Origin of the sequence: Leptolyngbya sp. Heron Island J, assembly GCF_000482245.1 — a bacterium.
Lineage (GTDB): Bacteria > Cyanobacteriota > Cyanobacteriia > Phormidesmidales > Phormidesmidaceae > Leptothoe.
In genome coordinates, this window is sequence record NZ_AWNH01000079.1 from 47,414 (window position 1) to 70,830 (window position 23,417).

Genomic DNA, 23,417 nt, shown 5'->3' on the forward strand with positions numbered 1-23,417 from the left:
CCCATGACCCCAGACTGGCAACACATCCTCACCGTGGCAGAAACAGCAACGACCGTCGTTGGAGCCCAGCTGCTTAAAGACTTTGGCAACGCCACTGCCGAAGAAAAAGCCGATGGCAGTCTGGTCACCCAGTCAGACAAGTGGGCCGATGGCGAACTCCGGCGACGGTTACAAAAAGAACTACCAGACCATGGTGTGTTGAGCGAAGAAGACACCCATGTTTTTCCAGAGCAAGACTTTTGCTGGATTATTGACCCCATCGACGGCACCACTAACTTCACTCGGGGCGTTCCGCTGTGGGGCATTTCATTAGGGCTGCTGTACAAAGGCACACCAGTCTTTGGCCACGTATACATTCCTCCCCTAGACCAACGGTTCCATGGGTTTTTCATGGGAAACTCTGGCCTAGACGGCCCCAGCGGGGCCTTTCTCGACAGTCAGCCGATATACACCTCCTCAGATGCCGCCGCCGGTAGCCAGTTTTTTAGCCTTTGCGCTCGCAGTCTTAAGGTGCTGCAAAAGCCTTTCCCATGCAAAATTCGCATGTTGGGTGTCGCCACCTACAATCTGCTGACAGTTGGTGCGGGCATAAGTCTTGGAGCCGTAGAAGCCACCCCCAAGATTTGGGATATCGCCGCAGTTTGGGCCATTACCCAGGCAGCAGGTGCCGTATGGACACCGTTAGAGGAAGCAGATATTTTTCCACTAACCGTCGGTGAAGATTACGGCAGTCGACCATTTCCAACACTTTTAAGCGCACACCAGGATTTGAATGAATTATTTCGTCCCCTGGTCGAGGTTATTCGCAACTAAATGTGTCACAACAGAATTTCTTTAGTCGGAGAGTTGCCCTAGGTTTCCGAGCCCTCATCCCCCAACCCCTTGCTCCCTGGAGGAGAAGGGGGGCCTAGCCTCAAAGTCCTTCTCCCTGGGGGAGAAGGATTTAGAATGAGGGCTAATCCAAGGCCAAAGCCACCTTTCAAGGCATCATCTTTTAGATGTGTATATACAGTAGCCTTGGTAAGGGGAGGACACTGGCAACAATCTTTCTGAGTTATGGTTTCAGTTATTTTTAACAGCCTTATAACTCAGGTTTGGCAGTTACTGCCCCTAATCGACTCTGACCTTTTTGGTCAAAATGGCCATGACTTCATTGGGCCTACCAGTGGGCAACGGTTTACTCCAGTCGTTGGGCTCGGCGTAGTTGAGCTTATGGAGCAGTTTAATCGTGTCGCGCACGGCGGTAAGACTACCAAGGACAATATGGCGCACAGGTTCGTAAGCGTGCTCGGATAGGGGCTCAGGCCTACGCAGAAAATTGGACGCAGATGCGTCCTGGGTTGGTTCTTGAAACATAGTTCTGGTCTCCAGATAACGATGGCCCCTTGATTGGCCCAAATAGACCGCAAGGGGCTGGTTGACCAGAACCCAACAGCCAGCCACTCCGCCATGATATTTCGCAAATCGGGATGGCTGGTGCATAATACCCCCAGCGACCTGGATTGCTGCGTAATCCGGGAAGTTAGCCATCAGCGTAGTGTTGGTAGCACTCGCTGGTGGTGCCAGTTATTGAGTTCTGAGTTAAGGCCACGACGGAAATCATTGCCTTGCAAATTAGGGTAGGACGCCTGTATCGTTCGAGTCAAGCTTTTGATCATCTCCTGCTATGGAACTTAATCCTGACTCCCTAGACCCATCTTTACGCTACAAACTGCTGATTGGCACCGTAGTCCCGCGACCCATTGCATTTGTCTCTAGCATTTCCCCTACGGGCAAGACAAATTTGGCTCCTTTTTCTTACTTTAATGCTGTTGGTCATAAGCCTCTGGCCCTGGCCTTTAGTATTGCCCCCAAATCAGACGGCTCTGAAAAAGACACCCTACGCAATGTGCGCCCCGTCAGTGAAGGTGGCGTCGGAGAGTACGTGATTAATTTGGCCGTTGAGCCCTATATTCAACAGGTCGCCGAAGCATCGGAACCACTGCCCTACGGTGACTCTGAGTTTGACCACATTGACCTAACAACAGTCCCAAGCAAAGTCGTCAAAGCGCCCAGGGTGGCAGAATCTCCTGTCGCGTTTGAATGTCGCACCATACAAATTGTCCCTGTTGGCACGTTTAACCTGGTTATCGGTGAAGTGATCCATTGGTTTGTCCGCGATGATCTGGTAGACGAAAACTATCGCGTTGATACTCACAAGCTCGCTCCCATAGGTCGCATGGCAGGCAATGATTATTGCCATACAGATCGACAATTCACGATTCCGAATGGTCTGCCAAAATCAACGTAACCGTAAGGTGAGCAAAATCAGTCTCGATTAATAGCCGCGGTTGCTGTAGCTGCCCACCCTACAAATCTACACATCTGTCTTGTTAGCGTTTTTGTCAACACATTGACTAGAGCCTAAATCTAAACATTGAGACCATTCTTACTGTTCAGTTAAATAAAGATAATCTCCAAAAAGATAGTGGGCAGACATCCCTATCCACATGACTATTCTCGCCGATGCACATCACACAGAAACTTCTAGCGATTACTCTTATAGTCCTTCTCGCTATAGCCTGTGAACCTCCACAAGGCAACAGCAACATTTCTGAGCCCGCACAGTCAGAAACTGTTGATAGTAGTGAGAAATTATTACAAGAAGCCTTCAAAGAACAAAAAAATGACCTTCAAGTGGGAGGCCAAGGAAAAGTCATCAAGCTTCTCTCCGATGATCTGGATGGCAGTAAACATCAGCGATTCATCATCAAGCTTAGCTCTGGACAAACTCTGTTAGTAGCTCACAATATCGACTTAGCTCCGAGGATCAAAGCACTTCAGGTTGGTGATATGGTCACATTCTATGGTGAATACGAGTGGAACCCCGAAGGGGGTGTTATCCACTGGACTCACCATGATCCGGCTGGAGAACATATTGGAGGATGGATTAAACACGATGGCAAAATATATCAATAGGTGGGCTGAAAGATGTCCCCAATAGGGACGATTAGAAGTTTTTCTGGCAAGATTGGTATATATGCACGATACGAGTAGAGAAAACCGTCCTATCAGCTAAATTCCAATGCCATGGAAGTAAAGAAAACTATAGACCCCAGCACTAGAGCAATCCTTTCTAGCCTAAAAACCAAGTTGACGACGCTTTATCAAGATCGACTCTTACACCTTACCCTCTTTGGCTCTCAAGCTCGTGGTGAAGCCGAAAAAGATTCAGATATTGATGTGCTTGTCGTTTTAAGACCGCCTGTAAATGCTGGAGCAGAAATCAAAAAGACCAGCCAAATAGTAGCTGATCTTTCACTTCAGCACGATGCCGTCATCAGCTGCCTTTTCATGGATGAAGACCATTACAGTAACCGTAATACTCCTCTTCTGCGTAACGTTCGCAGAGAAGGAATTCTATTATGACCGATGAACAGCGTGAACTTGTCTTAAAAGCACAACAAAGCTTAGAAGCAGCCAAGCTTCTGCTGAGCAAGGACTTTACAGACTATGCGATATCGCGTGCCTACTACAGCATGTTCTACGTTGCTCAAGCATTTCTAGCGGGTGAAGGTTTAGCTTTTTCCAAACATTCAGCCGTCATCTCTGCCTTTGGGCGCGAATTTGCCAAACCCCAACGCGTACCAGTCGAATTTCATCGCTACCTTATCGAAGCACAGTCCTTACGAACAACTGGCGATTACGGTCAACTAAATGCACTGACAGCTGAACAAGCCACCGAACAGATTACTCATGCTGAAAACTTTCTAATATTGGCTAGTCAAAACTTCGGAGAAATCTGATACTAACAGAGACCTTTAAACGTCAAGCAACACTTAACGCTGTTGCTAAAATTGACTCAAATAATAACAATCCATCCGTGCCGCCTAGTCTGGTATCAGCTGCTCGCTCTGGGTGGGGCATCATGCCAAGGACATTTCCTTTCTTGTTGCAAATACTGGCAATGTTGTTGAGGGAACCGTTGGGATTGCTGCTGTCGTCCACCGCTCCCCCGGGGCTGCTGTAGCGAAAAACAACCTGATTGTTGTCTTCAAGCGACTTAAGCGTATCCACATCGGCATAATAACAACCTTCACCATGGGCAATGGGAATCGTCACTACCTGCCCTTTCGTATAGTTTTGGGTCCAGGTGAGGTCAGTACGTTCTACTTTGAGGGGAGTGCGATCGCAAATAAACCGCATATCTCGATTGCGCATCAGTGCCCCCGGCAATAGCCCTACCTCAGTCAAAATCTGAAAGCCGTTGCAAATACCCAGAACCAAGCCACCCTGATTGGCAAATTCGACCGCTGAGCGCATCGCCGGGGAAAACTGAGCCACCGCACCACAGCGCAGGTAGTCGCCATAGCTAAAGCCACCGGGGACCACCACCACATCCACGTCGCCTAGATCGTTGTCTTCGTGCCAGATGCAATGGGTGGGCCGCTCAAGGATATCGCGAGTGACGTAGACTACGTCGCGATCGCAATTAGAACCGGGAAATGTGATGACACCAAATTTCATAAAACCTCTGTCATAATCAAAAACCTAATCCCCTCCCAGGAGGGGCAACGGGGAGGGTTATGCCGCCGCCATTGCCTGCAACTCAATCCGATAATTCTCAATTACCGGATTTGCCAATAACTGATCGCACATCCGGTCAAGCTGCTGACGTGCCGCCTCTTCACTATCCGCCGTCAGCGACACCTCTACATATTTACCAATGCGAACCTGCGTCACATTGTCATATCCCATATGCTCTAGCCCAGAGCGCACCGCTGTACCTGCTGGGTCGAGCACTGAAGGCCGAAGAGTCACATACACTTGAGCTTGATAAGTCTGCGCCACAATGTAAATCCAGAATGTTAGGGGGTGAGTCGTTTATCCAAACCACAGTTAGCCGTTTACGCTACGGAGAACCTAAAGTGTTGGATGTTAACAGGCTTCATATTATCGCACCCCTGGAATCTCAAATACATAGGGACAGACTACATTAGCCCCTAATCTATCTCAACTTGGAGCCTAAGATCTAAGCTAATAGAATCCATTCCTTCCAAACCCATGGCTATTCGTCGTACCCGCAACCAGGAGCACATCCTAGAAGCATTGCAAAATCAAGAGCAGGCGATTTCTGCTCAGGATTTGCACGGTGTGATGCGACAAGACGGTAGTCGCATCGGATTAGCTACCGTGTATCGAGCCCTAGAAGCCCTAAAACTGGATGGCACGGTCCAGGTGCGTACGCTTTCTAACGGTGAAGCGGTATATAGCATGACCCACGAAGACCGCCACCACCTGACCTGTCTTCGCTGTGGTGAGTCGCTACCGATCGATGAATGCCCAGTCCACGAACTGGAAAAGCACCTTAATGACTCCCATCATTTCCGCATTTTTTATCACACTCTCGAATTTTTTGGCCTCTGCGATAAATGCCAGATGGTGTCAGGCTAAAAGCACTCTAACGAATTTCATCTATTGGCATGAACTTACGCTCATGCAAAACCTGATCAATACGATTGGCAACTTGAATAGGAGTGATGACTTGGCCTATCTGCTTTCCAGATAGTTTTGGTATCACTAGCTTGCCCATGGTCTGGCCTCCCAAACGTGTCTACTGGAACCGTTCCCTTCGACTCCGCTCAGGGAACGGCGATAATTTAATGCTGCCCTAAATCACCGACAATAGACTTCATCCCTTCTAAGGTGGCAGGAATCGCGCGGGGGTCCATAAACATGACTTTGCTGCTGTCGCTAGCACCGATTTTGCTGCCGACATCTAGATAGCCCTGGGCTAACAAAAACTGTAGGGCTTCGCGGGCGGCGGGATCGGTTTTTAGTTTTTGGGCAAGGACTTGTACGGCTTCGGCTGTGGCCTGGGCCCGCAGGACTCGTTCTTGGCGGTCGGCCTGGGCTTTGAGCACAATGGTTTTTTGCTCAGCTTCAGCGGCCAGAATAGATGCTTTTTTGCGCGCTTCGGCGGCTAAAACTTCAGCCTCAGCTTGACCTTGGGCTGCATTTACAGCAGATTCTCGCTCTCCTTCTGAGGTCAGTACAGCTGCCCGCTTACGCCGTTCGGCAGCCATTTGGAGTTCCATAGAATCCTGGACGGCCTTGGAAGGGACGATATCTCGCAGCTCCACACGGGTCACTTTGACCCCCCAAGGGTCAGTGGCTATATCTAGCTCTCGTAATAAGGTTTCATTGATTTCGGCCCGAGCGGTAAAGGTTTCGTCTAGCTCCAGTTGTCCCATTTCTGAACGAATCTGGGTGAGCACCAGGTTCACCATGGCAGCTTGAAGATTCTCAACCTTGTAATACGCTTTCTCTAAATCAACGATGCGCCAGTAAACAACGGCATCTACGGTAATGGAAACGTTGTCGCGGGTGATGCACTGCTGGGGTGGGACATCGAGCACCTTTTCACGAATGGTTTGTTTGTAAACCATCTTGTCGATAAAGGGCACGGTGAAATTCAAACCAGGCTGCAGTTTTTTGCCGTTATATCGGCCCAGACTTTCTACTAGAGCTTCATCCCCTTGATTGACAATACGGACTGACCCAGCAGCAAGAGAACCGCCAAAGGCCAACATAATCAACAGTGCAAATGGGTTCATGATGTATGTCTTTCTAAAAAATATTTTGGGATTGTTGTAGGGTCGTTGCCTGCAACGACCCTACAACAGGGCGCTCTCGGGCATAACGATGAGAGTATTCCCCTGACGACCCACGACAATGACGGTTTGATTGTTTGCGATCGCAAGTTCGCGATCGCTACAGCAAGCAGGCCATGAATTGCCCTCATATATGACTCGCCCGCTACTCCCTGGTGGAATCGACGTAATGGTTCTCGCTTCTGTCGAATCCATCAGTGCCGGCGGCTGTCGTCGGGGAGCAAATCGCCGCAGTGCCCAGAACAGCAGCAATGAAAGCACCATCCACAGGGCTACTTGCCAACTAAATGCCATCGGTAGCAACATTCCCAGCAGTCCAACTGCGATCGCGCTTACCCCTAGCGCCGATTCCAAAAATGCCGTTGGCACCATTAACTCCATCACACAAAGGGCAACACCAAGCAGAATCCAAAAAATCGCCAAGTTCATGGGTACTCAACATTCCAGCTATCTCAAGGGTAATCTAGCCAAATTCAGATTGGCAGAGATGTTAAAGAACTCCTCATTTGATCGCTTTGCGACTACCATTAACCTATTCTTTTTTTCCTTTGCAGTTTTAGCAGCTTTAAACTACGTCCAAGCCCAGCCCTGCAGTTCCCTGTAGCTCCAAAGATCAACACTCCAGCTTGGACATGAAAATTTTCTATCCTGGCACCCATGACTCAAGTGGACATCTACCCCTTTAAGAAATACGTTTTAGCCCTGGGGTCTGGGCGTGATGTTCCGCCTGGCCAAAGCGTGAATGAACGTTATTGGGTACTGAGTCCAGGCGTATGGCAAGATACCCAAGCACCAGAACCACCAGAAAATCCAGACACGGTTTCAGCCGCTGCGCGGCCCTACCTGCAAGCCTATCCTCACCAGCTACACATTCCAACGGTTTATGGTGAATGCAAACTCGTCGATGGCCCTGTACTGCTGTTGGACAATGCGCCAATCGATCGCCATGGCAGACTTTTCCCCACCCTGGGAGCCGCCTGGGCTGGAGCCACACCGTTTCGGCAAGTTTACTGGTGCTGGCAGCTGTTTAGCCTGTGGCCCCATCTGTTTGACCTGAATATGGCCGCTAGCCTCACCGCCCCCGAAGCCATTCATGTTGATGGCTGGCGGGTACGGCTAAGCAATCTGATTCCAGGTCAACCGCCATTACAAGAACTAGCCAATTTAATTGCGAATCTGCTGCCAAAGTCAGTCCCTACGGTCGCTAATAGCCTGCAACCTATCCTGGATGAGTGTCAGGATGAGCAACTTAATTTTGATCGGCTTCTAGAAAAGCTGAACCGGGTACTGCTCAGTCAGGCCATGGAAATTTCGTTAATGACCGAGGTGGCGGGCAGTACCAGCAGCGGGCAGCTACCTCAAAATGAAGATGCTTGCTATCCCAGCGCTGTGGAACTAGAGCGGTCTAGTACTGCCGATTTGCCCAGCCTGCCTCGGATTGCCATTGTCTGCGATGGAGTGGGGGGCCATGCGGGCGGTGAAATTGCTAGCCAGACCGTGGTGCGATCGCTGCAGCTCCAGCTGCGAGGGTTGCTGGCAGAAATCGCTGAACAGGAAGAACCTCTGGCTCCCCATGTGGTCATGGATCAGATTGAAGCGGCCATTCGAGTCGCCAATAACCTGGTCGCCAGCCAAAACGACAGCCAGGGTCGCACCGAGCGACAGCGCATGGGCACAACCCTGGTAGTAGCGGTGATGATTCCCCAACGGATTCCCACACCAGATGGCTACGAGGAAGTTAATGAACTTTATATTGCCCATGTGGGAGATAGTCGCGCCTATTGGATCACCGCAGAAGCATGCCATTTGCTAACGGTAGATGACGATGTGGCAGGGCGTGAAATCACCATGGGGAATAGCTACCCTGCAGCAGCCCATGTCCGCAGTGATGCGGGTGCTCTCATCCAGGCCCTGGGCACCCGTGAAGCCAACAGCCTAACCCCTCATATTCAACGCTTTATCCTCGATGAAACCGGCGTTTTGCTGCTATGTTCCGATGGCCTGAGCGATCATCAACGGGTAGAAACGTCCTGGGCCAACTACATTGGGTTAATCATCAAAAATATTGTGTCGCTGCCCGCTGCCGTTGAATCATGGGTCGAGTTAGCCAATCAAAAGAACGGTCATGACAATATTGCAGTGGTGCTGATGAGCTGTAGGCTCACAGGGCAAACAGTCGTCGTTGAGGAGAAAACCCTTCCCCCCTTACCAACTCAGCCAGATATGAGCCAGCCGACAGAACTCACGGCAGCCTCTAAAGCGCTGCTGTATGGTGAAAGCGAGGAACCAGCCGAAATTGATGGGCCCACTGAGGCCAAGCCCAAACGCTCTCTCCAGGCCCTGGTACTGGCTATTTTGCTGCTAATTGCGTTTAGCGTAGCTGGTGTAGCAGGCATGCTGCTGTGGCAGAACTTACAGCGTACAGCTCCCCCCGAGCCGCAGGATACCATCACCACCCCTGATTCCTAGGTATCACTGCCTCTCAATACCGTCCGCACAAGACACCTGTAGCAACGACGCCGTTGTTTAAGGTCATACTTAGGACGCTATCTTGTGAGAAAATATACTAAACGCATGTTGATTCCTGTTGTTCGCAATGCGATCGCACGAATTTTCAATTTTTGGATTACTGAATGTCTATGAAAGCTGGCGATCGCGTACGGGTTTCCGCCCCTGTTGTTCTATTTCATCATCCCAAGCATCGGAATCAACCCCACAATGCTGAAGGCATGGAAGGAACCGTCAAAGAAGTCTTAACGGACTGGCAGGGACGCCCCATCAGCCCCAACTTTCCAGTCGTTGTTGAGTTTGCTATTGAAGGTGCCAAACGTCCCTTCAAAGCCCACATGGCCAATAACGAGCTAGAAGTTATTTAAGCCTTACTGCGACAGAACCAGCTAAAAAAGGGAATGTCATTTTTCATAGCCGCCAGTTCTGCACGGTTCTGTGCAGCGACAGCATAGTACCACTGACAGTAAGCTTCAAAGTCGTCGCGATATTGAAGCTCCTGGCGAAACTCATAGGCAATTTGCTGAAGTTCTATCGCGTCACCGAAATCGTTCTGGAAAGGTTCAAGGGAACGTTGGAGCATCTTGGTGATATCAAAAAAAGAGTTTGAGGATTTAGTGAGAAATTGATGGCACTTGTAGCGCTAATGGCTATGGCAGCTCGAACTCACAGGCAGCAACTACCCTCACTATAGCCAACCTCTTAAGCGATAAATCCCCAAACCAATGTATTCCTTAAGGGCGCTTGTAAAGAAATGTAGGGCTTCCGTATCGGGTAAGGCATTCAGAAATGTCGCGCTGGAGATGCCTTGCATTTGCTCTAATAGCTCCTGGGCGACCCAATAATCTGTAGGTGCTGCGGTGACATTAAAGCCCTGTTTCTCAAAAATGGCGACAGATCTAGGCATGTGGATAGCTGATGTCACCAGCAAAATGGTGTCGATCTGTCTTTGCTTAAGAATTTTTGCTGTTTCTACCGCATTCTGATAGGTATTGAGAGATTCATTTTCTAGCAGTATGTTGCGCTCAGGCACTCCCATCAGTTGAGCAATGTCGGCCATATCTTTAGCTTCTGAGCCAGCGCTGCTGTCTTGCCACGAGATGCGGCCACCGCTAAAGATAATCAAGGGAGCGACTCCATCTTGGTACAGCTTCACGCTATACAATACGCGATCCCCAGATTCCAAAACTTCAACCCAAGGGCGGGGCGGCGATTGGGGACGTGTACTACCGCCTAGAACGACGATGGCTTCGGCAGCCGGGACGGGATCGGGAGGTAAATATTGCCACTCCAACGTTTTAACCAGTGTGGCCGCAATCAGAGGATTACTGCTGCAAAAAAGAATGAGTAGAGCAGCTGCGATCGCAAACAAAGAACGACGCGGAAACTTCCACAACCAAATTAAAGCCAGCAACAACAGTAAACAGCTCAGCCCTAATGGATAAATCAGTAACGGTAGGAACTTTGATAAAAACAGAAACATACTAGAATTCCATCAAGGTTTAGTTAGCGAGTCGATGGAGCCCCTAAAGAGCCAGGCACAGTTAAAAACCTCTACCTGCTATCTCAGACCAATCTTGGATTAGCCCAGTATTATCGCTGTCGCCTTCGCAAATGACGACGCTCACCGCGCCAACGCAATTTAGGCATCTGCAACATAGATAACGACTTATCATCTTTCCTGACAGCAGGCTCTCCTCCCGGAGCGTGCCACCATGCAGACACCAGACCACCCGCAAAACCACCTACCGCCCCAAACAAAATACTGACTGTCACCGAATACCCCAACAGGGCAAAAATCAGCAAGAACACCAGCCAAATTCGTAGCGCAGCTGGCACAATCAGGTCGGTCATATCATTGATAACAGGCTTAAATTTAGGCGTTTTCATATCTGTTACAGACTATGACTGAATGGTTAACGCCTATACTATACCGACCACCCTCAAAGCTTGTACTAAAAGGCCCGGTTTTTTGCAAAACCAGGCCCTCTATAACTAAGCTTGTTCAAAACTAAACGTTACTGGGCCAAAAAGCTAATGTGATAAACCTCATCTTTCCAGGGATGATTTTGCACTTCCTGCAAAACCACTTTGCCATTCCAAGGCATGTCGGCCACGTTCAAGCTAAGCTCAACTTTTTCGCCCTTCGCTTTACGCAGGAGAGCTTCAACCTCGCGAGTATTCGCCTTAAGTGAGACCGAATTAGTCCCATCATGTCCATACAGTACGGCAGGCATTACACCTTCACGGCGCAATACTTTAGGCTTTTCAGTATCCGCACGTTTGCTACAGTCAAGAGTCAGTTCCATTGCTATTATTCAATCGATAAAACTAAGTTTTCCGGGTTCGTTAAGCTGTCTGAGCGGCCAATCATTGTAAATCAAATTCGCGACTGCCCTAAAACTTTTAAATCGCAGCAGCCACTTAGGAATGCCACATTTACGCAGCCATGACCTGAGGCTGCCGATTACGCCACCTTGAATGCACCACCATTTTCATAAAGCAGTGCACGTTTGGGGCCATGGATTGGATCTTCCACAATAATTGTCTGATCCCGACTAGCTCCCAACGACACAATGGCAATGGGAACTTCCATCAGTTTGGCTAGAAACTCCAGATAATCAAGGGCCTGTTCAGGCAGGTCCTCCAGTTTACGACAGTTTGCCGTTGATTGCTTCCAACCGGGCATGACCTCATACACTGGTTTGCAACGAGCAAACAAACTGGCACTACCAGGTAAATCATGACAGCGTTCACCATCTAGCTCGTAAGCAACACAAACCTTGATTTCATCTAGTTCATCCAAGACATCGAGTTTAGTAATGGCCAAACAGTCTAAGCCATTAATCCGCACAGCGTAGCGACCAATAACAGCATCAAACCAGCCACAGCGGCGCTGTCGTCCCGTAGTCGTACCAAACTCAGCTCCACGCATGCACAGAGCATTGCCCAGGTCGTCAAATAGCTCAGTGGGAAAGGGCCCTTCACCCACACGAGTGGTATAAGCTTTAGCGACCCCAATCACACGATCAACAGCAGTGGGGCCAATGCCAGAACCTATACAGGCTCCACCAGCTACCGGATTCGAGGATGTCACATAGGGGTAGGTGCCATGATCAAGGTCAAGCAGCGTCCCCTGGGCTCCCTCAAACAACACATTCTTACGTTTTTGCAATGCGTTGTAGATATGCAGAGAACTGTCGACCACATGGGGGCGCAACCGCTCAGCATAGAGTTCATACTCCCGAAACACCTCTTCCGCGTCTAAAGGCGGCAAGTTATACAGCTTCTCTAAGACGATGTTTTTGTAGCTAATCGTCCACTCTAACTGCTCTCGAAACGCCGACAAATCCATCAGGTCGCAAATGCGAATACCTGTGCGCTCAGATTTATCTGCATAGGTAGGACCGATACCACGCTTAGTGGTGCCAATCTTTTTATTTCCTCGACGCTCCTCAGAAGCCTGATCGATCAGGCGATGGTAAGGCATGGTCACATGGGCTGTTTCGGAAATGAAAAGATTCTTACTGGAAACCCCTAAGCCATCTAGTTTGTCGAGTTCAGCTATCAACTCTTTGGGGTCGATAACCGTACCACTACCGATCAAACATTCTGTCTCACGGTACAAGATGCCCGACGGGATCAAGTGCAGCTTAAAGGTCTGATCTTTGACAACAACGGTGTGGCCAGCGTTGACACCACCTTGATAACGGACAACTACATCTGCTGACTTACTCAGCAAATCAGTGATTTTACCTTTACCTTCATCGCCCCACTGGGCACCAATTACAATAACGTTTGCCAAGGGAATTTCGAGCGTTAGAGTTCAAACAAATCACAATTATGATTAGGCAAGGTAGCTAGTGTCAATAAATGCAACATAAACCTTGCCGCTGAATCAAAGTAAATTTGTCAACCTTAGCCAGCCTCCAGCGAAACTCAAAGATTAACTAAAGTTTAAGCTCCTTAGGGTTTTGAACATTTTTTTAGGCAAAAAATTAAATCCTAAGGTAAAACTTAGTTTAATAGGCATTTCACACTTTTTTAATTTTTGTTTCAGCAAATTAATCGTTCGTACCTACATACTTCCGATAGAGTTGAGTACTAATGCGATTATTTTGAACCCTCATTAAGCAACTCCTTTTCCACTAATCCACCCACACCTTAGAGGCATCATGAGTCTTTATGCAGAACTCCACCGCCATCTGGGAGGCTCTGTCGTACCCAGAATTCTATGGCGCTACTTTCAGAGAAACCGTCCTGATCTAGCGGCTCGATTCACCGACTATGGTAATTTTGAGCAATTCTATGTTCAGCCCAAAGACTCTTTAGAAGAGTACTTGGAGCTACACACTCTGGTTGAGAGTGTGCAAACCCGAGAAGCGTTGCCCTACTTTATCTATCGCTTAATTCGGGGAGCCTATATTTTTGAAAATCTGGCCTATTTGGAATTGCGATATACACCGTTCTATCGAACGCCCCACAGCTTGAGTGAGGGGGAGCGGATGGATATGATGGCCGAAATTGTTGAAATCGTAGGGCGTGCCAGTGAGCAGACCGAATATCCGGTCGTGACTCGGCAAATCCTATGTATGCACTCCCGCCTTCCCTATGAAATCAATCGAGCCACGGTTGATTTAGCCGCACAGTATCCAGACTATGTCTGTGCTGTCGACATTGCGGGTGGGGATGCAGCCTATAGCGAAAAGCTAGATGAGATTATCCAGCTGTATCGCTATGCTCAATCGTTGGGAGTTAAGACCACTGGCCATTTATATGAAACGCCCAATGGTTGTTATCCAGAGCTGTTGCCTTATTTGATGCGCATCGGCCACGGCATCCAGATTCCATTACACTATCCGGAGCTATTAAAGGATGTGGCAGCCCGTGGGCAGTGTTTGGAAGTGTGTCCGACGACGTATTTGCAAACGGGTACCCTGGACGAAATTAGTCAGCTGAAGGAGGTCTTTAGCCGCTGCTTTGATGCTGGCGTTGATATTGCTATTTGCACAGACAATGCTGGTTTACACAATGTGCGACTGCCTTTTGAGTATGAGAATCTGCTGACTCAGGATGTGATCGGCTTTGATGGCCTCCAAGCTTGTCAAGAAGCTGCGTTTCGTCATGCCTTTGCCTGGCCCCATCAGCAACAGCCAACGTCCATGCTGTCGGACATACTGCGCAGACCTGAAATTGTCAGGTAGTGTTCGTACGGAACGGGAGGTTTTGTCATTGAATTTTGAGTTTTAAGACTAGAGTTTCGAGGAGATGCCATTGGTCCTGTTACAACAGACTCAAGGCAGTTAGCTTAAAACTCGAAATTCGACACTCAAAACTACCTAACGATCCTAGATAATGGGTAGGCTTTGTTGAAACCTACGAAAAATCACCCTCTTCCTATATCCATGCGTACCTTATACTGCGGCCAGCTGCGGGCCGAGCATATCGATAAGACCGTTACCCTGTTTGGCTGGGTCGACCGCCGTCGCGATCATGGTGGGGTGATTTTTTTGGATTTGCGCGATCGCGATGGTGTTGTACAAATTGTCAGCGACCCTGAGCGGACTCCTGCATCCTATCCAGTCGCGGATCAGGTACGTAATGAATATGTGGTGAAAATTGAAGGTCGGGTCAGTCAGCGCCCACCGGAATCACTCAATCCCAATCTGCCCACAGGTCAGGTTGAAATTTACGCCAAGAACATTGAGTTGCTCAGTGCCGTGCGCAAACAGCTGCCGTTTCAAATTTCGACGGCAGAAGAAGAGAACGTGCGCGAGGAGCTGCGTTTAAAGTATCGCTATCTAGATTTGCGGCGAGAACGGATGAGCCGCAACCTCCGCTTGCGCCATGAGGTGATGAAGGCAATCCGTCGTTTTCTAGAAGATCAAGAAGGCTTTGTTGAAGTGGAAACCCCAGTCCTCACTCGCTCCACACCAGAGGGTGCGCGGGACTACGTGTTGCCATCGCGGGTTAACCCCGGTGAGTGGTACGCTCTACCCCAGTCTCCACAGCTGTTTAAGCAGCTACTGATGGTGGCAGGCATGGACCGCTATTACCAAATTGCCCGCTGCTTCCGCGATGAAGACCTGCGAGCCGACCGCCAGCCGGAATTTACCCAGCTGGATATGGAAATGAGCTTTATGGATCAAGAAGAGATCCTGGCGCTTAACGAAAGTCTGGTGGCCCACATCTTCAAAGCGGTGAAAGGGATTGATTTGCCGCATCCCTTCCCCCGCATGACCTATGCCGAGGCCATGGACCGCTACGGTAGCGATAAGCCCGATACTCGCTACGGTCTAGAGCTGGTGGAAGTCTCCGATATCGTCAAAGACTCTGGCTTCAAAGTATTTTCCGGGGCCGTCAAGTCTGGCGGTCAGGTCAAAGTGTTACCGATTCCGGGGGGCAATGATGCCATTTCTAATGTGCGGATTAAACCCGGCGGCGATGTGTTTAAGGTGGCAACTGATGCTGGTGCTAAGGGGCTAGCCTATATCCGCGTGCGTGAAGGTGGCGAAATCGACACGATTGGGGCCATCAAAGACAACCTCAGCGATGAGCAAAAGCAAACCCTGCTAGAGCGTACCGGGGCGGCAGCCGGTCATCTACTGCTATTTGGCGCTGGACCTACCGATACGGTGAATGCGGCTCTAGACAAAGTGCGTCAGGCAATTGCTGCGGAGCTAGACCTAATTGATAACAACAAACTCAATTTCCTTTGGGTGACAGACTTCCCCATGTTTGAGTGGAATGGCGATGAAAATCGTTATGAGGCGTTACATCATCCATTTACGGCTCCTCACCCGGATGAAGTAGACGACCTCACTACAGCTCGTGCAGTTGCCTATGACCTGGTGCTCAACGGCTATGAGATTGGCGGTGGTAGCCTTCGTATCTATCAGCCTGATGTGCAGGCCAAAGTGTTTGAAACCATTGGCCTCAGCGACGACGAAGCCCGCGAGAAGTTTGGTTTCTTTGTGGATGCCTTTGACTTTGGTGCGCCACCCCACGGGGGGATTGCCTACGGCTTAGACCGACTGGTGATGCTGATGGCGGAGGAAACGTCAATTCGCGATGCGATCGCATTTCCCAAAACCCAGCAAGCTCGCTGTCTGCTCACCCAGGCTCCATCCAAAGTAGATGCTCGGCAGCTCAAGGAGCTACACGTGAAATCAACCTATAAACCAAAGGAGAAAGAAAAAGAATAATCTCCTTCCAAAAAATCTACATCTGCCCCACCAAAAACCTGCGGTACGATCAGGGGGAATTACCCCTAAATAATCGCTATATATGTTCATAGTGGTGTCTTTGATTCTGATAGGCCTATTACCACCGGCCCTATCAGTGTGGGCAACCTATCGGGCCGAGCGACGTGTTGTTGATCGCTTTGATCTGGCCATAGAATCCGCCCAGTATCCCACTATCAGCCCCTGGCGGCAGCGTGATCCAGATGAGCACTACATTGATGGCATTGGCCTGGTAATTGGTGATATTACCTGCCAGCTAAATGCTCGCTCGCCCCATATCCGCTGCGCCGTTAACCCGATGGGTCCTTGTGAGGAGTGTCGGTCCTATGAAGGCCGCACTTATGATCCTCCCATACTAGACTCTTAAGCCACCGGGTCCGCAATGGATGCGGCCTTTTCTGGCACTGAGAGAACATCGGTAGAGGTACCCTGAGCTACTCCAGGCTGCTTCTGAGTCTCCGCCGCCCGTTCAGCGGCAGCCTTGATCAGGCCGAGAAAGAGCGGGTGGGGAGCATTGGGTCGTGATTGAAACTCGGGATGAAACTGGCTAGCAATAAAGAAAGGATGATCCGGTAGTTCAATAATCTCTACCAGCCGTCCGTCGGGTGAAGTACCACTCACCACATAGCCCGTTTCTAAAAATAGATTGCGGTAGGCATTGTTAAACTCATAGCGATGGCGGTGTCGTTCATAGATAACTGGCTGATCATACAAACGACTGGCTAGGGTGCCAGGTTCAAGCCGACAGGCATACAGGCCCAGACGCATGGTGCCACCCAAATCCACCACATCCTGCTGCTCCGGTAACAGGTTAATCACTGGGTTTTCACTTTCAGCATCAATTTCAGCACTATTGGCTTCCGCCAGTTGGGCCACATTACGCGCCCATTCAACAACAGCACACTGCATACCGAGGCAAAGGCCTAAAAATGGAATGCCTTGTTTTTTGATGTGCTCAATGGCGCGGATTTTGCCATCGATTCCCCGGCTGCCAAAACCGCCTGGCACCACAACACCGTGGACACCGTCTAGATATTGGGCCGGATCGTTGGTTTCAATATCTTCCGAGCTAATCCATCGGATACTGACTTCCCCATGGATTGCGATCGCAGCGTGCCTCAACGCCTCCACCACCGACAGATAAGCATCATTTAAGCTGACATATTTACCCACAATGGCAATATCCAGAGTTTGAGTAGGCGTGTACAGCCGTTCCACCAGGGTGGACCAGTTCTCCAAATCGGGTGTTCGTTCCTCCAGGTTCAACAGACGAATCGCCTGTTCTGCCAGCCCCTCTTGCTCCATCAGCAAGGGCACTTCATAAATGCTAGGAGCATCGTTCGCAGCAATTACGCAGGCCTCAGGCACATCGCAAAAGTCTGACACCTTAGCTTTGATATGCTCAGGAATTGGCTGAGCGCAACGACAGACCAAAATATCAGGTTGCAAACCAATCGAACGTAGCTCTTTCACCGAGTGTTGTGTAGGTTTGGTCTTGATTTCCCCTGCTGCCGGAATGTAAGGAATCAGCGTGACATGCATGTAGATCGCATTTTCTCGGCCTACATCCTTACGAAACTGGCGGATTGCCTCTAAAAACGGTAGACCCTCAATATCACCCACCGTGCCACCAATTTCGACAATCACCACGTCAGGGTTACGGTTTTGAGCCACCCGTCGAATCCGCTCCTTGATTTCATTGGTAACGTGGGGAATCACCTGCACCGTACGCCCGTCGTATTCACCCCGCCGTTCTTTATTAATCACCGCCTGGTAAATCGAGCCGGTGGTAACACTATTGAGCCGTGACATGGAAGTATCAGTGAAGCGCTCATAGTGACCCAGGTCCAAATCCGTCTCGGCTCCGTCTTCTGTCACAAACACCTCGCCGTGCTGAAACGGGCTCATGGTGCCGGGGTCAACGTTAATGTAGGGATCTAACTTGAGGATAGATACCGAATAGTCACGGGACTTGAGTAAACGGCCTAAACTAGCCGCGACAATGCCTTTCCCAATACTGGAAACGACACCACCCGTGACAAACACAAACTTAGTCATAATGCGATCGCAAAGCGGAGATTGGCTAACTATGCACACCCAAAACCATCAGATTTCAGTTTAGAAACCATGACATTGAACTTGAATGTGATTGAACCCGTTAATTGTGCCATAGCCTCAGAGAGCCAGATTATTCTCTCAAGAGTAGAGAAATAGCTCCAGGTTCTGGAGTTCGAGTTGACTAACAGCTCAAAACTCTCTCCATTGATCCTTAATGTCCAGCCGTTAGACCGACGAGGGGAGCAACAGCAGCTATAATTTCGCCCGTGGGTCAAATAGAGGGTGAATATCATGGCAAATCGATGGCACAGGTTAATGGGGACATTAGTACCAGCATTAACCTGTCAGTTTGCGCTTGTTCAACCTGCCATGGCTGAATTATTTGTGGCCTATCCGCCGTCAAACCATACCACTGTGTCCGATCGAATTTTCTTTATTGGCACAGGCGATCCTGACAGTGAGGTTTTAATTAACAACACCCCCATTACAGACCGTAGCCCCGCCGGACACTTTGCCCCCACCTTACCTCTAGCCATTGGCCAGAATCAATTTACGATTACCCAAGGCAGTGAGCGCATTACATTTAACATCACGCGTGACTCCCTAGAGCCCCCCCAGCCCAATGGCATTGCTTTCGCTGAAGACACCTTAGAACCTAGCCGCAGTCTGGCTCGGCAACCAGGCGAATTGATTTGCTTTGGAGCCATAGCCCCGCCACAGGCCCAGGTCGCCGTCAGCTTAGCCGGTCAAAGCATTCCCCTCACCCCCCAGGCCAGTAGCATTGAGCTGCCTCCCAACTATGCCGTCCTCACCGAGCAAACCGAGCCCTATGAACTAAATGCGTCCCAGTATGGCGGCTGCACCACATTTAGCGAACCCCAAAATTTTGGTACTCCTGAATTTCAGCTCACCCTCAATGGTCAAACAGTGACCCAAGCAGGGAACGGTCCCATAGAAATTCTCTCACCTACTACTTTTCAGGTAGCAGAAGTGACCGTCGAGTCTGGTATTGCCCGCACTGGTCCCAGTACTGATTATTCTCGGCTGACGCCCCTACCCAAAGGGACACGTGCTGCGGTGACAGGCCATGAAGGCGACTGGGTGCGTTTGGACTATGGCGCTTGGATTCGCGCATCGGAAGTCTCTGTTTCTCCGAGCTCAGTACCACCGACAACAACTATTCGCGGTGTCAGCTCTCGTCAAATAGCCAAGTGGACCGAAGTCATTTTTCCACTACAGGTGCCAGTACCTATGAGTGTGGAACAAAACACTAGCAGTTTGACCCTAATTTTACACAACACGGTTCCCCAGACCGACACCATTTATTTCTCCGATAATCCGGTGGTAGAGCGTATGGACTGGCAGCCGATTTTGCCAGACAAAGCCTCCTACACTTTTCACTTTAAGACCGAACAACAGTGGGGTTACAAGCTGCGCTATGAAGGAACCAATTTAATTCTGTCCCTCAAACATCCACCTGCTGTTGACCTGTTAGATGCAGCAGCACCGCTACAGGGAACAACCATCTTGCTTGACCCTGGCCATGGTAGCAGTGAGGATCTGGGTGCCCGTGGTCCCACCGGCTATCCAGAAAAAGATGTTGTGCTATTAATCTCGAAGCTAGTGAGAGATGAGCTAGAGGCATTGGGAGCCTCGGTTATCATGGCCCGTGAAGGCGACGATGATCTGTTTCCGCGCGATCGCGTTGCTGTCATCGAAGCAACAGAACCGACAATGGCCCTCAGTCTTCATTACAATGCGCTACCAGACAATGGTGACGCTCTCAACACCGCTGGAATAGGTGCCTTTTGGTATCACCCCCAGGCTCATGATTTAGCCCTGTTTTTACACAATTATTTGGTAGAGACGTTAGACCGCCCAGCCTATGGCGTGTATTGGAATAATTTGGCCCTCACCAGACCCAGTGTTACCCCCAGTGTTTTGTTGGAGTTGGGATTTATGATCAATCCCTATGAGTTTGAATGGATTGTTGATCCAGAGGCACAACAAGAGTTAGCCAAGGCTCTAGCTAATGGAGTTGCCGAGTGGGTAGCGAGTCGATGATGCGTTCCTTCGCTATAGTTGAAATGTGATTGGTCTTTTGAGTCATGATCCAAGCTGCTAGTTTAATATCCTCGTCGCCACCAATGTCATTGCAAGAGTTTCTTGCATGGGATAGTAATGATGCTCGTCTGCATGAGTTAATCGAGGGTGAGCCTATGCCAATGAGCGATCCAACTGCCAATCATGAGGATGTGGCAGATAATCTATATGATTTGCTCAGGCTACACTGCTTGGAGAAAAACCTGCCCTTTATACCAAAGCGTTCAAAATTAATCTCCATTGGCTCTCGAAATGGGAGAGAAACGGCTAGACGTGATGACATTGTTGTTTTTACAAAAGCTGAATGGGAACGTATGAAGGGCTTATCTAGCTCAGCGATGGCATACATTGCTCCTCCCCTAGTGATTGAAGTGGTATCTACTAACTGGCGAGATGACTACTTGACCAAGCTGGCTGAGTATGAATCTATTGGTGTTCAAGAGTACTGGATTGTTGGTGCGACGTGAAAGTTGCACTTATTGAGTGAGAGGTCGTCCTCTCTGGGGATGTTCTTCTCCCCATCGTCACGTAACGGAGTCACTGACTCTGCCTACGTTGTTAGTAAGTAATGAACGCAATGGAATGCAAGGCACGAAAGCAAGACCACTGATAGCCTCCAACCGGTGGGAATGCAAGACGAAGACTGTTAAGGGTTAACGCCAGTGAATCATCATACGTTTCGTTACAGTAGCCGAGTGAAAGAGGCTGAAACACTCTGACCAAAAGGTAAGTGGGTGAGCTATCAAAGTCGATCAGTTGATAGTGAAGAATTCGCACTCCCACCGGAATATAGATGGAACCCGAAACAGTTGACTCTCATAGGTGCGGAACACGGTAAACCCGATGGGTTCTTTGAGGGGATTGACCTATCAAAGTAAGCAAACCGTAAGGAATGCCGAGAGACCCAGCGGGTAAAGGAATCTGGAGAAAGCGAACGCTGTGGGTAATGCCGCAGATAGAGGTTCAAACGTTACCTTGACCTGAAAGGGTGCTGACTTCCAGGGGGTCTCAACTGATAAACCAACGTAAGGGAACCTAATCTTTGTGAAAGATAGAGTCGGCAACGACATCGGAGCAAAGCCACCGTTAACGGACTGGTCTTCCTTAGATTGGAAGAGCATTAACAAACGTGTGCGGAACCTGAGACAGCGAATTTATCAGGCGACCGAGAAACACCAGTGGAATCGGGTGAGAAGCTTGATGAAACTGATGCTGCGCAGCTACACAAATCTGTTGTGGTCAGTGCGACGAGTAAGTGAACTCAACGCCGGACGAACCACCGCAGGCATTGATGGTCAAACGGTTTTAACGCCGGACCACCGGGTAAAACTGGTCCATCAGATGCACGTGTACAGCCTAGGGCAGGTACGCCCGGCCAAACGGATCTATATCCCCAAAGCCAACGGCAAACAACGCCCGTTAGGCATTCCCTGTATTCGAGACCGTGTCGCGCAAGCGATGGTTAAGAATGCATTGGAACCGTCTTGGGAAGCACGCTTCGAGGCTAACAGCTACGGGTTTCGCCCCGGTCGCAGTTGCCAAGATGCGATAGACCAGACGTGGATTCGTCTGAACAAAGGTCACGACAGTTGGGTGTTAGATGCCGATATTCAAGGCGCATTCGACAACATCAGCCATGACTTTATTCTGCAAGCGATTGGGCAATGCCCAGGTCGAGAGCTGATAAAACAATGGTTGAAAGCAGGATACATGGAAGCGGACGTGTTTCATTCCACCCCAGCGGGAACGCCGCAAGGTGGCGTGATATCGCCACTCTTGGCCAACATTGCACTCGATGGCATGGATGCCCTGCTCAAGCAGTTCCATGATATCAAGCCCTATAGGGTGCCTGCCTCGGGCAAACGAGGGAAACGCAAGGTTAGTCGCTATGGCTTCATTCGCTACGCGGATGATTTTCTGGTGACGGCCCGCAGCAAAGAGGCCATTGACGCGGTGATTCCGATTCTCCAGGATTGGCTGGCGGTGCGCGGACTGCGATGGCATCCTCAGAAGACTCGCATTATCCATAAGGATGAAGGTTTCGACTTCTTAGGATTTCACATTCAATCGCGACGGGGAAAGTGCCTGATTACACCTCAAGCAGACAAGGTGAACGCCAAACTGCATGAGGTCAGAGCTTGGCTCAAGGCCCATCTGCACACCCCGCCAGAATTCGTGATTCGATTTCTCAATCCTCGGTTACAAGGATGGGGACACTACTACCGACATGTCGTTAGCAAGCGAGTCTTCAATGCGATGGATGACCAGATTTGGAGAGCGATTTGGCGATGGTGTCTTAGACGGCATCCCAATAAATCCAAAACATGGGTGGCCAAGCGCTACTTCCAAACCCTAGGCCATCGGCACTGGGCATTCGCCGCGACGATTCAAACTTTGGCCGGTCATCAGAAGACGATTTCACTCTTTCGATTGGACTCGTTGACCATTCACCGGCATATCAAAGTTAAAGGCTCCGCTTCCCCGGACAACCCCAACCTTCGCGACTATTGGCTGCAGCGGCAATTGCAGCATGGCAAGCGGTATTGGGCCAAAGGCTCCAAATATTATCAGCTGGCACAGCGGCAACAGTGGCGCTGCCCCCAGTGTGGTGAGGCGTTGGTCGCTCCAAGGGGAGGTATCCATGCTCATCATCTTCATCCAGTTAAACTGGGAGGACGGGATACGAATGCGAATCTTGAACTTTTACATGCTCACTGTCACAGGCAAGTGCATGGACAGGCAGCCGCTGCCTCTCGATTGCAGGAGGCTTGAGCCGGATGAGAGGAAACTATCATGTCCGGTTCTGAGGGGGGAGAGGGGCTGTGAGGCTCTTCTCTCCTACCCAACAACA

26 protein-coding genes are annotated in these 23,417 nt (G+C 49.8%); 14 read left to right on the plus strand and 12 right to left on the minus strand.

Annotated elements, in window-relative coordinates:
- The first annotated feature begins 3 nt into the window (after window positions 1-3).
- The gene (locus tag N836_RS62085; protein WP_023074910.1) at window positions 4-813 is read left to right on the plus strand and encodes an inositol monophosphatase family protein; all 810 of its coding nucleotides are present in this window, start codon (window positions 4-6) and stop codon (window positions 811-813) included.
- A 297-nt stretch (window positions 814-1,110) separates the two neighbouring features.
- Here the strand turns inward: N836_RS62085 and N836_RS0138970 are convergent, their stop codons facing one another.
- Entirely contained in the window at window positions 1,111-1,356 is a 246-nt protein-coding gene (locus N836_RS0138970; RefSeq protein ID WP_031293597.1) for a hypothetical protein, read from the minus strand.
- Window positions 1,357-1,666: 310 nt separating this feature from the next.
- On the opposite strand from N836_RS0138970, the gene N836_RS62090 reads away from it, so the two are divergent.
- From N836_RS62090 to N836_RS62105, 4 genes are all read left to right on the plus strand, one after another.
- Entirely contained in the window at window positions 1,667-2,290 is a 624-nt protein-coding gene (locus N836_RS62090; RefSeq protein WP_023074912.1) for a flavin reductase family protein, read from the plus strand.
- A gap of 215 nt (window positions 2,291-2,505) precedes the next feature.
- Window positions 2,506-2,958, plus strand: coding sequence for a DUF3465 domain-containing protein (locus N836_RS62095; RefSeq protein WP_023074913.1), 453 nt, complete (start codon window positions 2,506-2,508; stop codon window positions 2,956-2,958).
- Window positions 2,959-3,069: 111 nt separating this feature from the next.
- Window positions 3,070-3,408 carry a nucleotidyltransferase domain-containing protein gene (locus N836_RS62100; protein ID WP_023074914.1) on the plus strand — a complete coding sequence of 113 codons (339 nt, stop codon included), beginning with the start codon at window positions 3,070-3,072 and terminating at the stop codon, window positions 3,406-3,408.
- Complete coding sequence (locus tag N836_RS62105) at window positions 3,405-3,785, plus strand: HEPN domain-containing protein (protein WP_023074915.1); 381 nt, start codon at window positions 3,405-3,407, stop codon at window positions 3,783-3,785. The genes N836_RS62100 and N836_RS62105 overlap by 4 nt, the downstream gene beginning before the upstream one ends.
- 22 nt (window positions 3,786-3,807) lie before the next feature.
- Here the strand turns inward: N836_RS62105 and purQ are convergent, their stop codons facing one another.
- Together purQ and purS are read right to left on the minus strand one after the other, a co-directional pair.
- Window positions 3,808-4,506, minus strand: a complete 699-nt coding sequence (gene purQ / locus N836_RS62110) for a phosphoribosylformylglycinamidine synthase subunit PurQ (protein WP_023074916.1) — start codon at window positions 4,504-4,506, stop codon at window positions 3,808-3,810.
- 57 nt (window positions 4,507-4,563) lie between these two features.
- Window positions 4,564-4,830 carry a phosphoribosylformylglycinamidine synthase subunit PurS gene (purS, locus tag N836_RS62115; RefSeq protein WP_023074917.1) on the minus strand — a complete coding sequence of 89 codons (267 nt, stop codon included), beginning with the start codon at window positions 4,828-4,830 and terminating at the stop codon, window positions 4,564-4,566.
- Between the two features lie 213 nt (window positions 4,831-5,043).
- Between purS and N836_RS62120 the strand changes: the two genes are divergently transcribed.
- Window positions 5,044-5,433 (plus strand): Fur family transcriptional regulator, encoded by a 390-nt coding sequence (locus N836_RS62120; protein WP_023074918.1) that lies wholly within the window; start codon window positions 5,044-5,046, stop codon window positions 5,431-5,433.
- Window positions 5,434-5,440: 7 nt separating this feature from the next.
- On the opposite strand, the gene N836_RS77935 is transcribed toward N836_RS62120, so the two are convergent.
- From N836_RS77935 to N836_RS62130, 3 genes are all read right to left on the minus strand, one after another.
- Window positions 5,441-5,572 (minus strand): hypothetical protein, encoded by a 132-nt coding sequence (locus N836_RS77935; RefSeq protein WP_023074919.1) that lies wholly within the window; start codon window positions 5,570-5,572, stop codon window positions 5,441-5,443.
- 67 nt (window positions 5,573-5,639) lie between these two features.
- Window positions 5,640-6,596 carry an SPFH domain-containing protein gene (locus tag N836_RS62125; RefSeq protein ID WP_023074920.1) on the minus strand — a complete coding sequence of 319 codons (957 nt, stop codon included), beginning with the start codon at window positions 6,594-6,596 and terminating at the stop codon, window positions 5,640-5,642.
- 60 nt (window positions 6,597-6,656) lie between these two features.
- A complete protein-coding gene (locus N836_RS62130) occupies window positions 6,657-7,082 on the minus strand; it encodes an NfeD family protein (protein WP_023074921.1) in 426 nt (141 codons plus the stop codon).
- A gap of 228 nt (window positions 7,083-7,310) precedes the next feature.
- Here N836_RS62130 and N836_RS62135 point away from each other — a divergent pair, with 228 nt between their 5' ends.
- Both N836_RS62135 and N836_RS62140 read left to right on the plus strand, forming a co-directional pair.
- Complete coding sequence (locus N836_RS62135) at window positions 7,311-9,122, plus strand: PP2C family protein-serine/threonine phosphatase (RefSeq protein ID WP_023074923.1); 1,812 nt, start codon at window positions 7,311-7,313, stop codon at window positions 9,120-9,122.
- Window positions 9,123-9,286: 164 nt separating this feature from the next.
- Window positions 9,287-9,529 (plus strand): ferredoxin-thioredoxin reductase variable chain, encoded by a 243-nt coding sequence (locus N836_RS62140; RefSeq protein ID WP_081716941.1) that lies wholly within the window; start codon window positions 9,287-9,289, stop codon window positions 9,527-9,529.
- On the opposite strand, the gene N836_RS62145 is transcribed toward N836_RS62140, so the two are convergent.
- The 5 genes from N836_RS62145 to N836_RS62165 form a co-directional block, all read right to left on the minus strand.
- Complete coding sequence (locus tag N836_RS62145) at window positions 9,526-9,744, minus strand: hypothetical protein (RefSeq protein WP_023074925.1); 219 nt, start codon at window positions 9,742-9,744, stop codon at window positions 9,526-9,528. The two genes, N836_RS62140 and N836_RS62145, sit on opposite strands and share 4 nt — an antisense overlap.
- 105 nt (window positions 9,745-9,849) lie before the next feature.
- Entirely contained in the window at window positions 9,850-10,644 is a 795-nt protein-coding gene (locus N836_RS62150; RefSeq protein WP_023074926.1) for a YdcF family protein, read from the minus strand.
- Window positions 10,645-10,754: 110 nt separating this feature from the next.
- A complete protein-coding gene (locus N836_RS73705; protein WP_023074927.1) occupies window positions 10,755-11,051 on the minus strand; it encodes a hypothetical protein in 297 nt (98 codons plus the stop codon).
- Between the two features lie 128 nt (window positions 11,052-11,179).
- Complete coding sequence (gene rplY / locus N836_RS62160) at window positions 11,180-11,470, minus strand: 50S ribosomal protein L25 (protein ID WP_023074928.1); 291 nt, start codon at window positions 11,468-11,470, stop codon at window positions 11,180-11,182.
- A gap of 158 nt (window positions 11,471-11,628) precedes the next feature.
- Window positions 11,629-12,966 carry an adenylosuccinate synthase gene (locus tag N836_RS62165; protein WP_023074929.1) on the minus strand — a complete coding sequence of 446 codons (1,338 nt, stop codon included), beginning with the start codon at window positions 12,964-12,966 and terminating at the stop codon, window positions 11,629-11,631.
- A gap of 370 nt (window positions 12,967-13,336) precedes the next feature.
- On the opposite strand from N836_RS62165, the gene N836_RS62170 reads away from it, so the two are divergent.
- The 3 genes from N836_RS62170 (at window position 13,337) to N836_RS62180 (ending at window position 16,772) form a co-directional block, all read left to right on the plus strand.
- Entirely contained in the window at window positions 13,337-14,365 is a 1,029-nt protein-coding gene (locus N836_RS62170; RefSeq protein ID WP_023074930.1) for an adenosine deaminase, read from the plus strand.
- A 201-nt stretch (window positions 14,366-14,566) separates the two neighbouring features.
- Window positions 14,567-16,366: an aspartate--tRNA ligase gene (gene aspS / locus N836_RS62175; protein ID WP_023074931.1), complete on the plus strand. Its 1,800-nt coding sequence runs from the start codon at window positions 14,567-14,569 to the stop codon at window positions 16,364-16,366.
- Window positions 16,367-16,457: 91 nt separating this feature from the next.
- Window positions 16,458-16,772 (plus strand): DUF6464 family protein, encoded by a 315-nt coding sequence (locus tag N836_RS62180; protein WP_200867457.1) that lies wholly within the window; start codon window positions 16,458-16,460, stop codon window positions 16,770-16,772.
- On the opposite strand, the gene N836_RS62185 is transcribed toward N836_RS62180, so the two are convergent.
- Complete coding sequence (locus N836_RS62185; RefSeq protein WP_023074933.1) at window positions 16,769-18,463, minus strand: CTP synthase; 1,695 nt, start codon at window positions 18,461-18,463, stop codon at window positions 16,769-16,771. The genes N836_RS62180 and N836_RS62185 overlap by 4 nt on opposite strands.
- A 291-nt stretch (window positions 18,464-18,754) precedes the next feature.
- Between N836_RS62185 and N836_RS62190 the strand changes: the two genes are divergently transcribed.
- The 3 genes from N836_RS62190 (at window position 18,755) to ltrA (ending at window position 23,338) form a co-directional block, all read left to right on the plus strand.
- A complete protein-coding gene (locus tag N836_RS62190) occupies window positions 18,755-20,527 on the plus strand; it encodes an N-acetylmuramoyl-L-alanine amidase (protein ID WP_031293601.1) in 1,773 nt (590 codons plus the stop codon).
- An 83-nt stretch (window positions 20,528-20,610) separates the two neighbouring features.
- Window positions 20,611-21,033 carry a Uma2 family endonuclease gene (locus N836_RS62195; RefSeq protein WP_023074935.1) on the plus strand — a complete coding sequence of 141 codons (423 nt, stop codon included), beginning with the start codon at window positions 20,611-20,613 and terminating at the stop codon, window positions 21,031-21,033.
- A gap of 577 nt (window positions 21,034-21,610) precedes the next feature.
- Window positions 21,611-23,338, plus strand: a complete 1,728-nt coding sequence (gene ltrA / locus N836_RS62200; protein WP_031291219.1) for a group II intron reverse transcriptase/maturase — start codon at window positions 21,611-21,613, stop codon at window positions 23,336-23,338.
- The last annotated feature ends 79 nt before the right edge of the window (window positions 23,339-23,417 follow it).

Excerpts from the sequence above, each read along its gene's own strand:
- N836_RS62085 (WP_023074910.1), top strand. The coding sequence starts at position 4 with ATGACCCCAGACTGGCAACACATCCTCACCGTGGCAGAAACAGCAACG.
- N836_RS0138970 (WP_031293597.1), bottom strand. The coding sequence starts at position 1,356 with ATGTTTCAAGAACCAACCCAGGACGCATCTGCGTCCAATTTTCTGCGT.
- N836_RS62090 (WP_023074912.1), top strand. The coding sequence starts at position 1,667 with ATGGAACTTAATCCTGACTCCCTAGACCCATCTTTACGCTACAAACTG.
- N836_RS62095 (WP_023074913.1), top strand. The coding sequence starts at position 2,506 with ATGCACATCACACAGAAACTTCTAGCGATTACTCTTATAGTCCTTCTC.
- N836_RS62100 (WP_023074914.1), top strand. The coding sequence starts at position 3,070 with ATGGAAGTAAAGAAAACTATAGACCCCAGCACTAGAGCAATCCTTTCT.
- N836_RS62105 (WP_023074915.1), top strand. The coding sequence starts at position 3,405 with ATGACCGATGAACAGCGTGAACTTGTCTTAAAAGCACAACAAAGCTTA.
- purQ (WP_023074916.1), bottom strand. The coding sequence starts at position 4,506 with ATGAAATTTGGTGTCATCACATTTCCCGGTTCTAATTGCGATCGCGAC.
- N836_RS62120 (WP_023074918.1), top strand. The coding sequence starts at position 5,044 with ATGGCTATTCGTCGTACCCGCAACCAGGAGCACATCCTAGAAGCATTG.
- N836_RS77935 (WP_023074919.1), bottom strand. The coding sequence starts at position 5,572 with ATGGGCAAGCTAGTGATACCAAAACTATCTGGAAAGCAGATAGGCCAA.
- N836_RS62125 (WP_023074920.1), bottom strand. The coding sequence starts at position 6,596 with ATGAACCCATTTGCACTGTTGATTATGTTGGCCTTTGGCGGTTCTCTT.
- N836_RS62130 (WP_023074921.1), bottom strand. The coding sequence starts at position 7,082 with ATGAACTTGGCGATTTTTTGGATTCTGCTTGGTGTTGCCCTTTGTGTG.
- N836_RS62135 (WP_023074923.1), top strand. The coding sequence starts at position 7,311 with ATGACTCAAGTGGACATCTACCCCTTTAAGAAATACGTTTTAGCCCTG.
- N836_RS62140 (WP_081716941.1), top strand. The coding sequence starts at position 9,287 with ATGTCTATGAAAGCTGGCGATCGCGTACGGGTTTCCGCCCCTGTTGTT.
- N836_RS62145 (WP_023074925.1), bottom strand. The coding sequence starts at position 9,744 with ATGCTCCAACGTTCCCTTGAACCTTTCCAGAACGATTTCGGTGACGCG.
- N836_RS62150 (WP_023074926.1), bottom strand. The coding sequence starts at position 10,644 with ATGTTTCTGTTTTTATCAAAGTTCCTACCGTTACTGATTTATCCATTA.
- N836_RS73705 (WP_023074927.1), bottom strand. The coding sequence starts at position 11,051 with ATGAAAACGCCTAAATTTAAGCCTGTTATCAATGATATGACCGACCTG.
- rplY (WP_023074928.1), bottom strand. The coding sequence starts at position 11,470 with ATGGAACTGACTCTTGACTGTAGCAAACGTGCGGATACTGAAAAGCCT.
- N836_RS62170 (WP_023074930.1), top strand. The coding sequence starts at position 13,337 with ATGAGTCTTTATGCAGAACTCCACCGCCATCTGGGAGGCTCTGTCGTA.
- aspS (WP_023074931.1), top strand. The coding sequence starts at position 14,567 with ATGCGTACCTTATACTGCGGCCAGCTGCGGGCCGAGCATATCGATAAG.
- N836_RS62185 (WP_023074933.1), bottom strand. The coding sequence starts at position 18,463 with ATGACTAAGTTTGTGTTTGTCACGGGTGGTGTCGTTTCCAGTATTGGG.
- N836_RS62190 (WP_031293601.1), top strand. The coding sequence starts at position 18,755 with ATGGCAAATCGATGGCACAGGTTAATGGGGACATTAGTACCAGCATTA.
- N836_RS62195 (WP_023074935.1), top strand. The coding sequence starts at position 20,611 with ATGTCATTGCAAGAGTTTCTTGCATGGGATAGTAATGATGCTCGTCTG.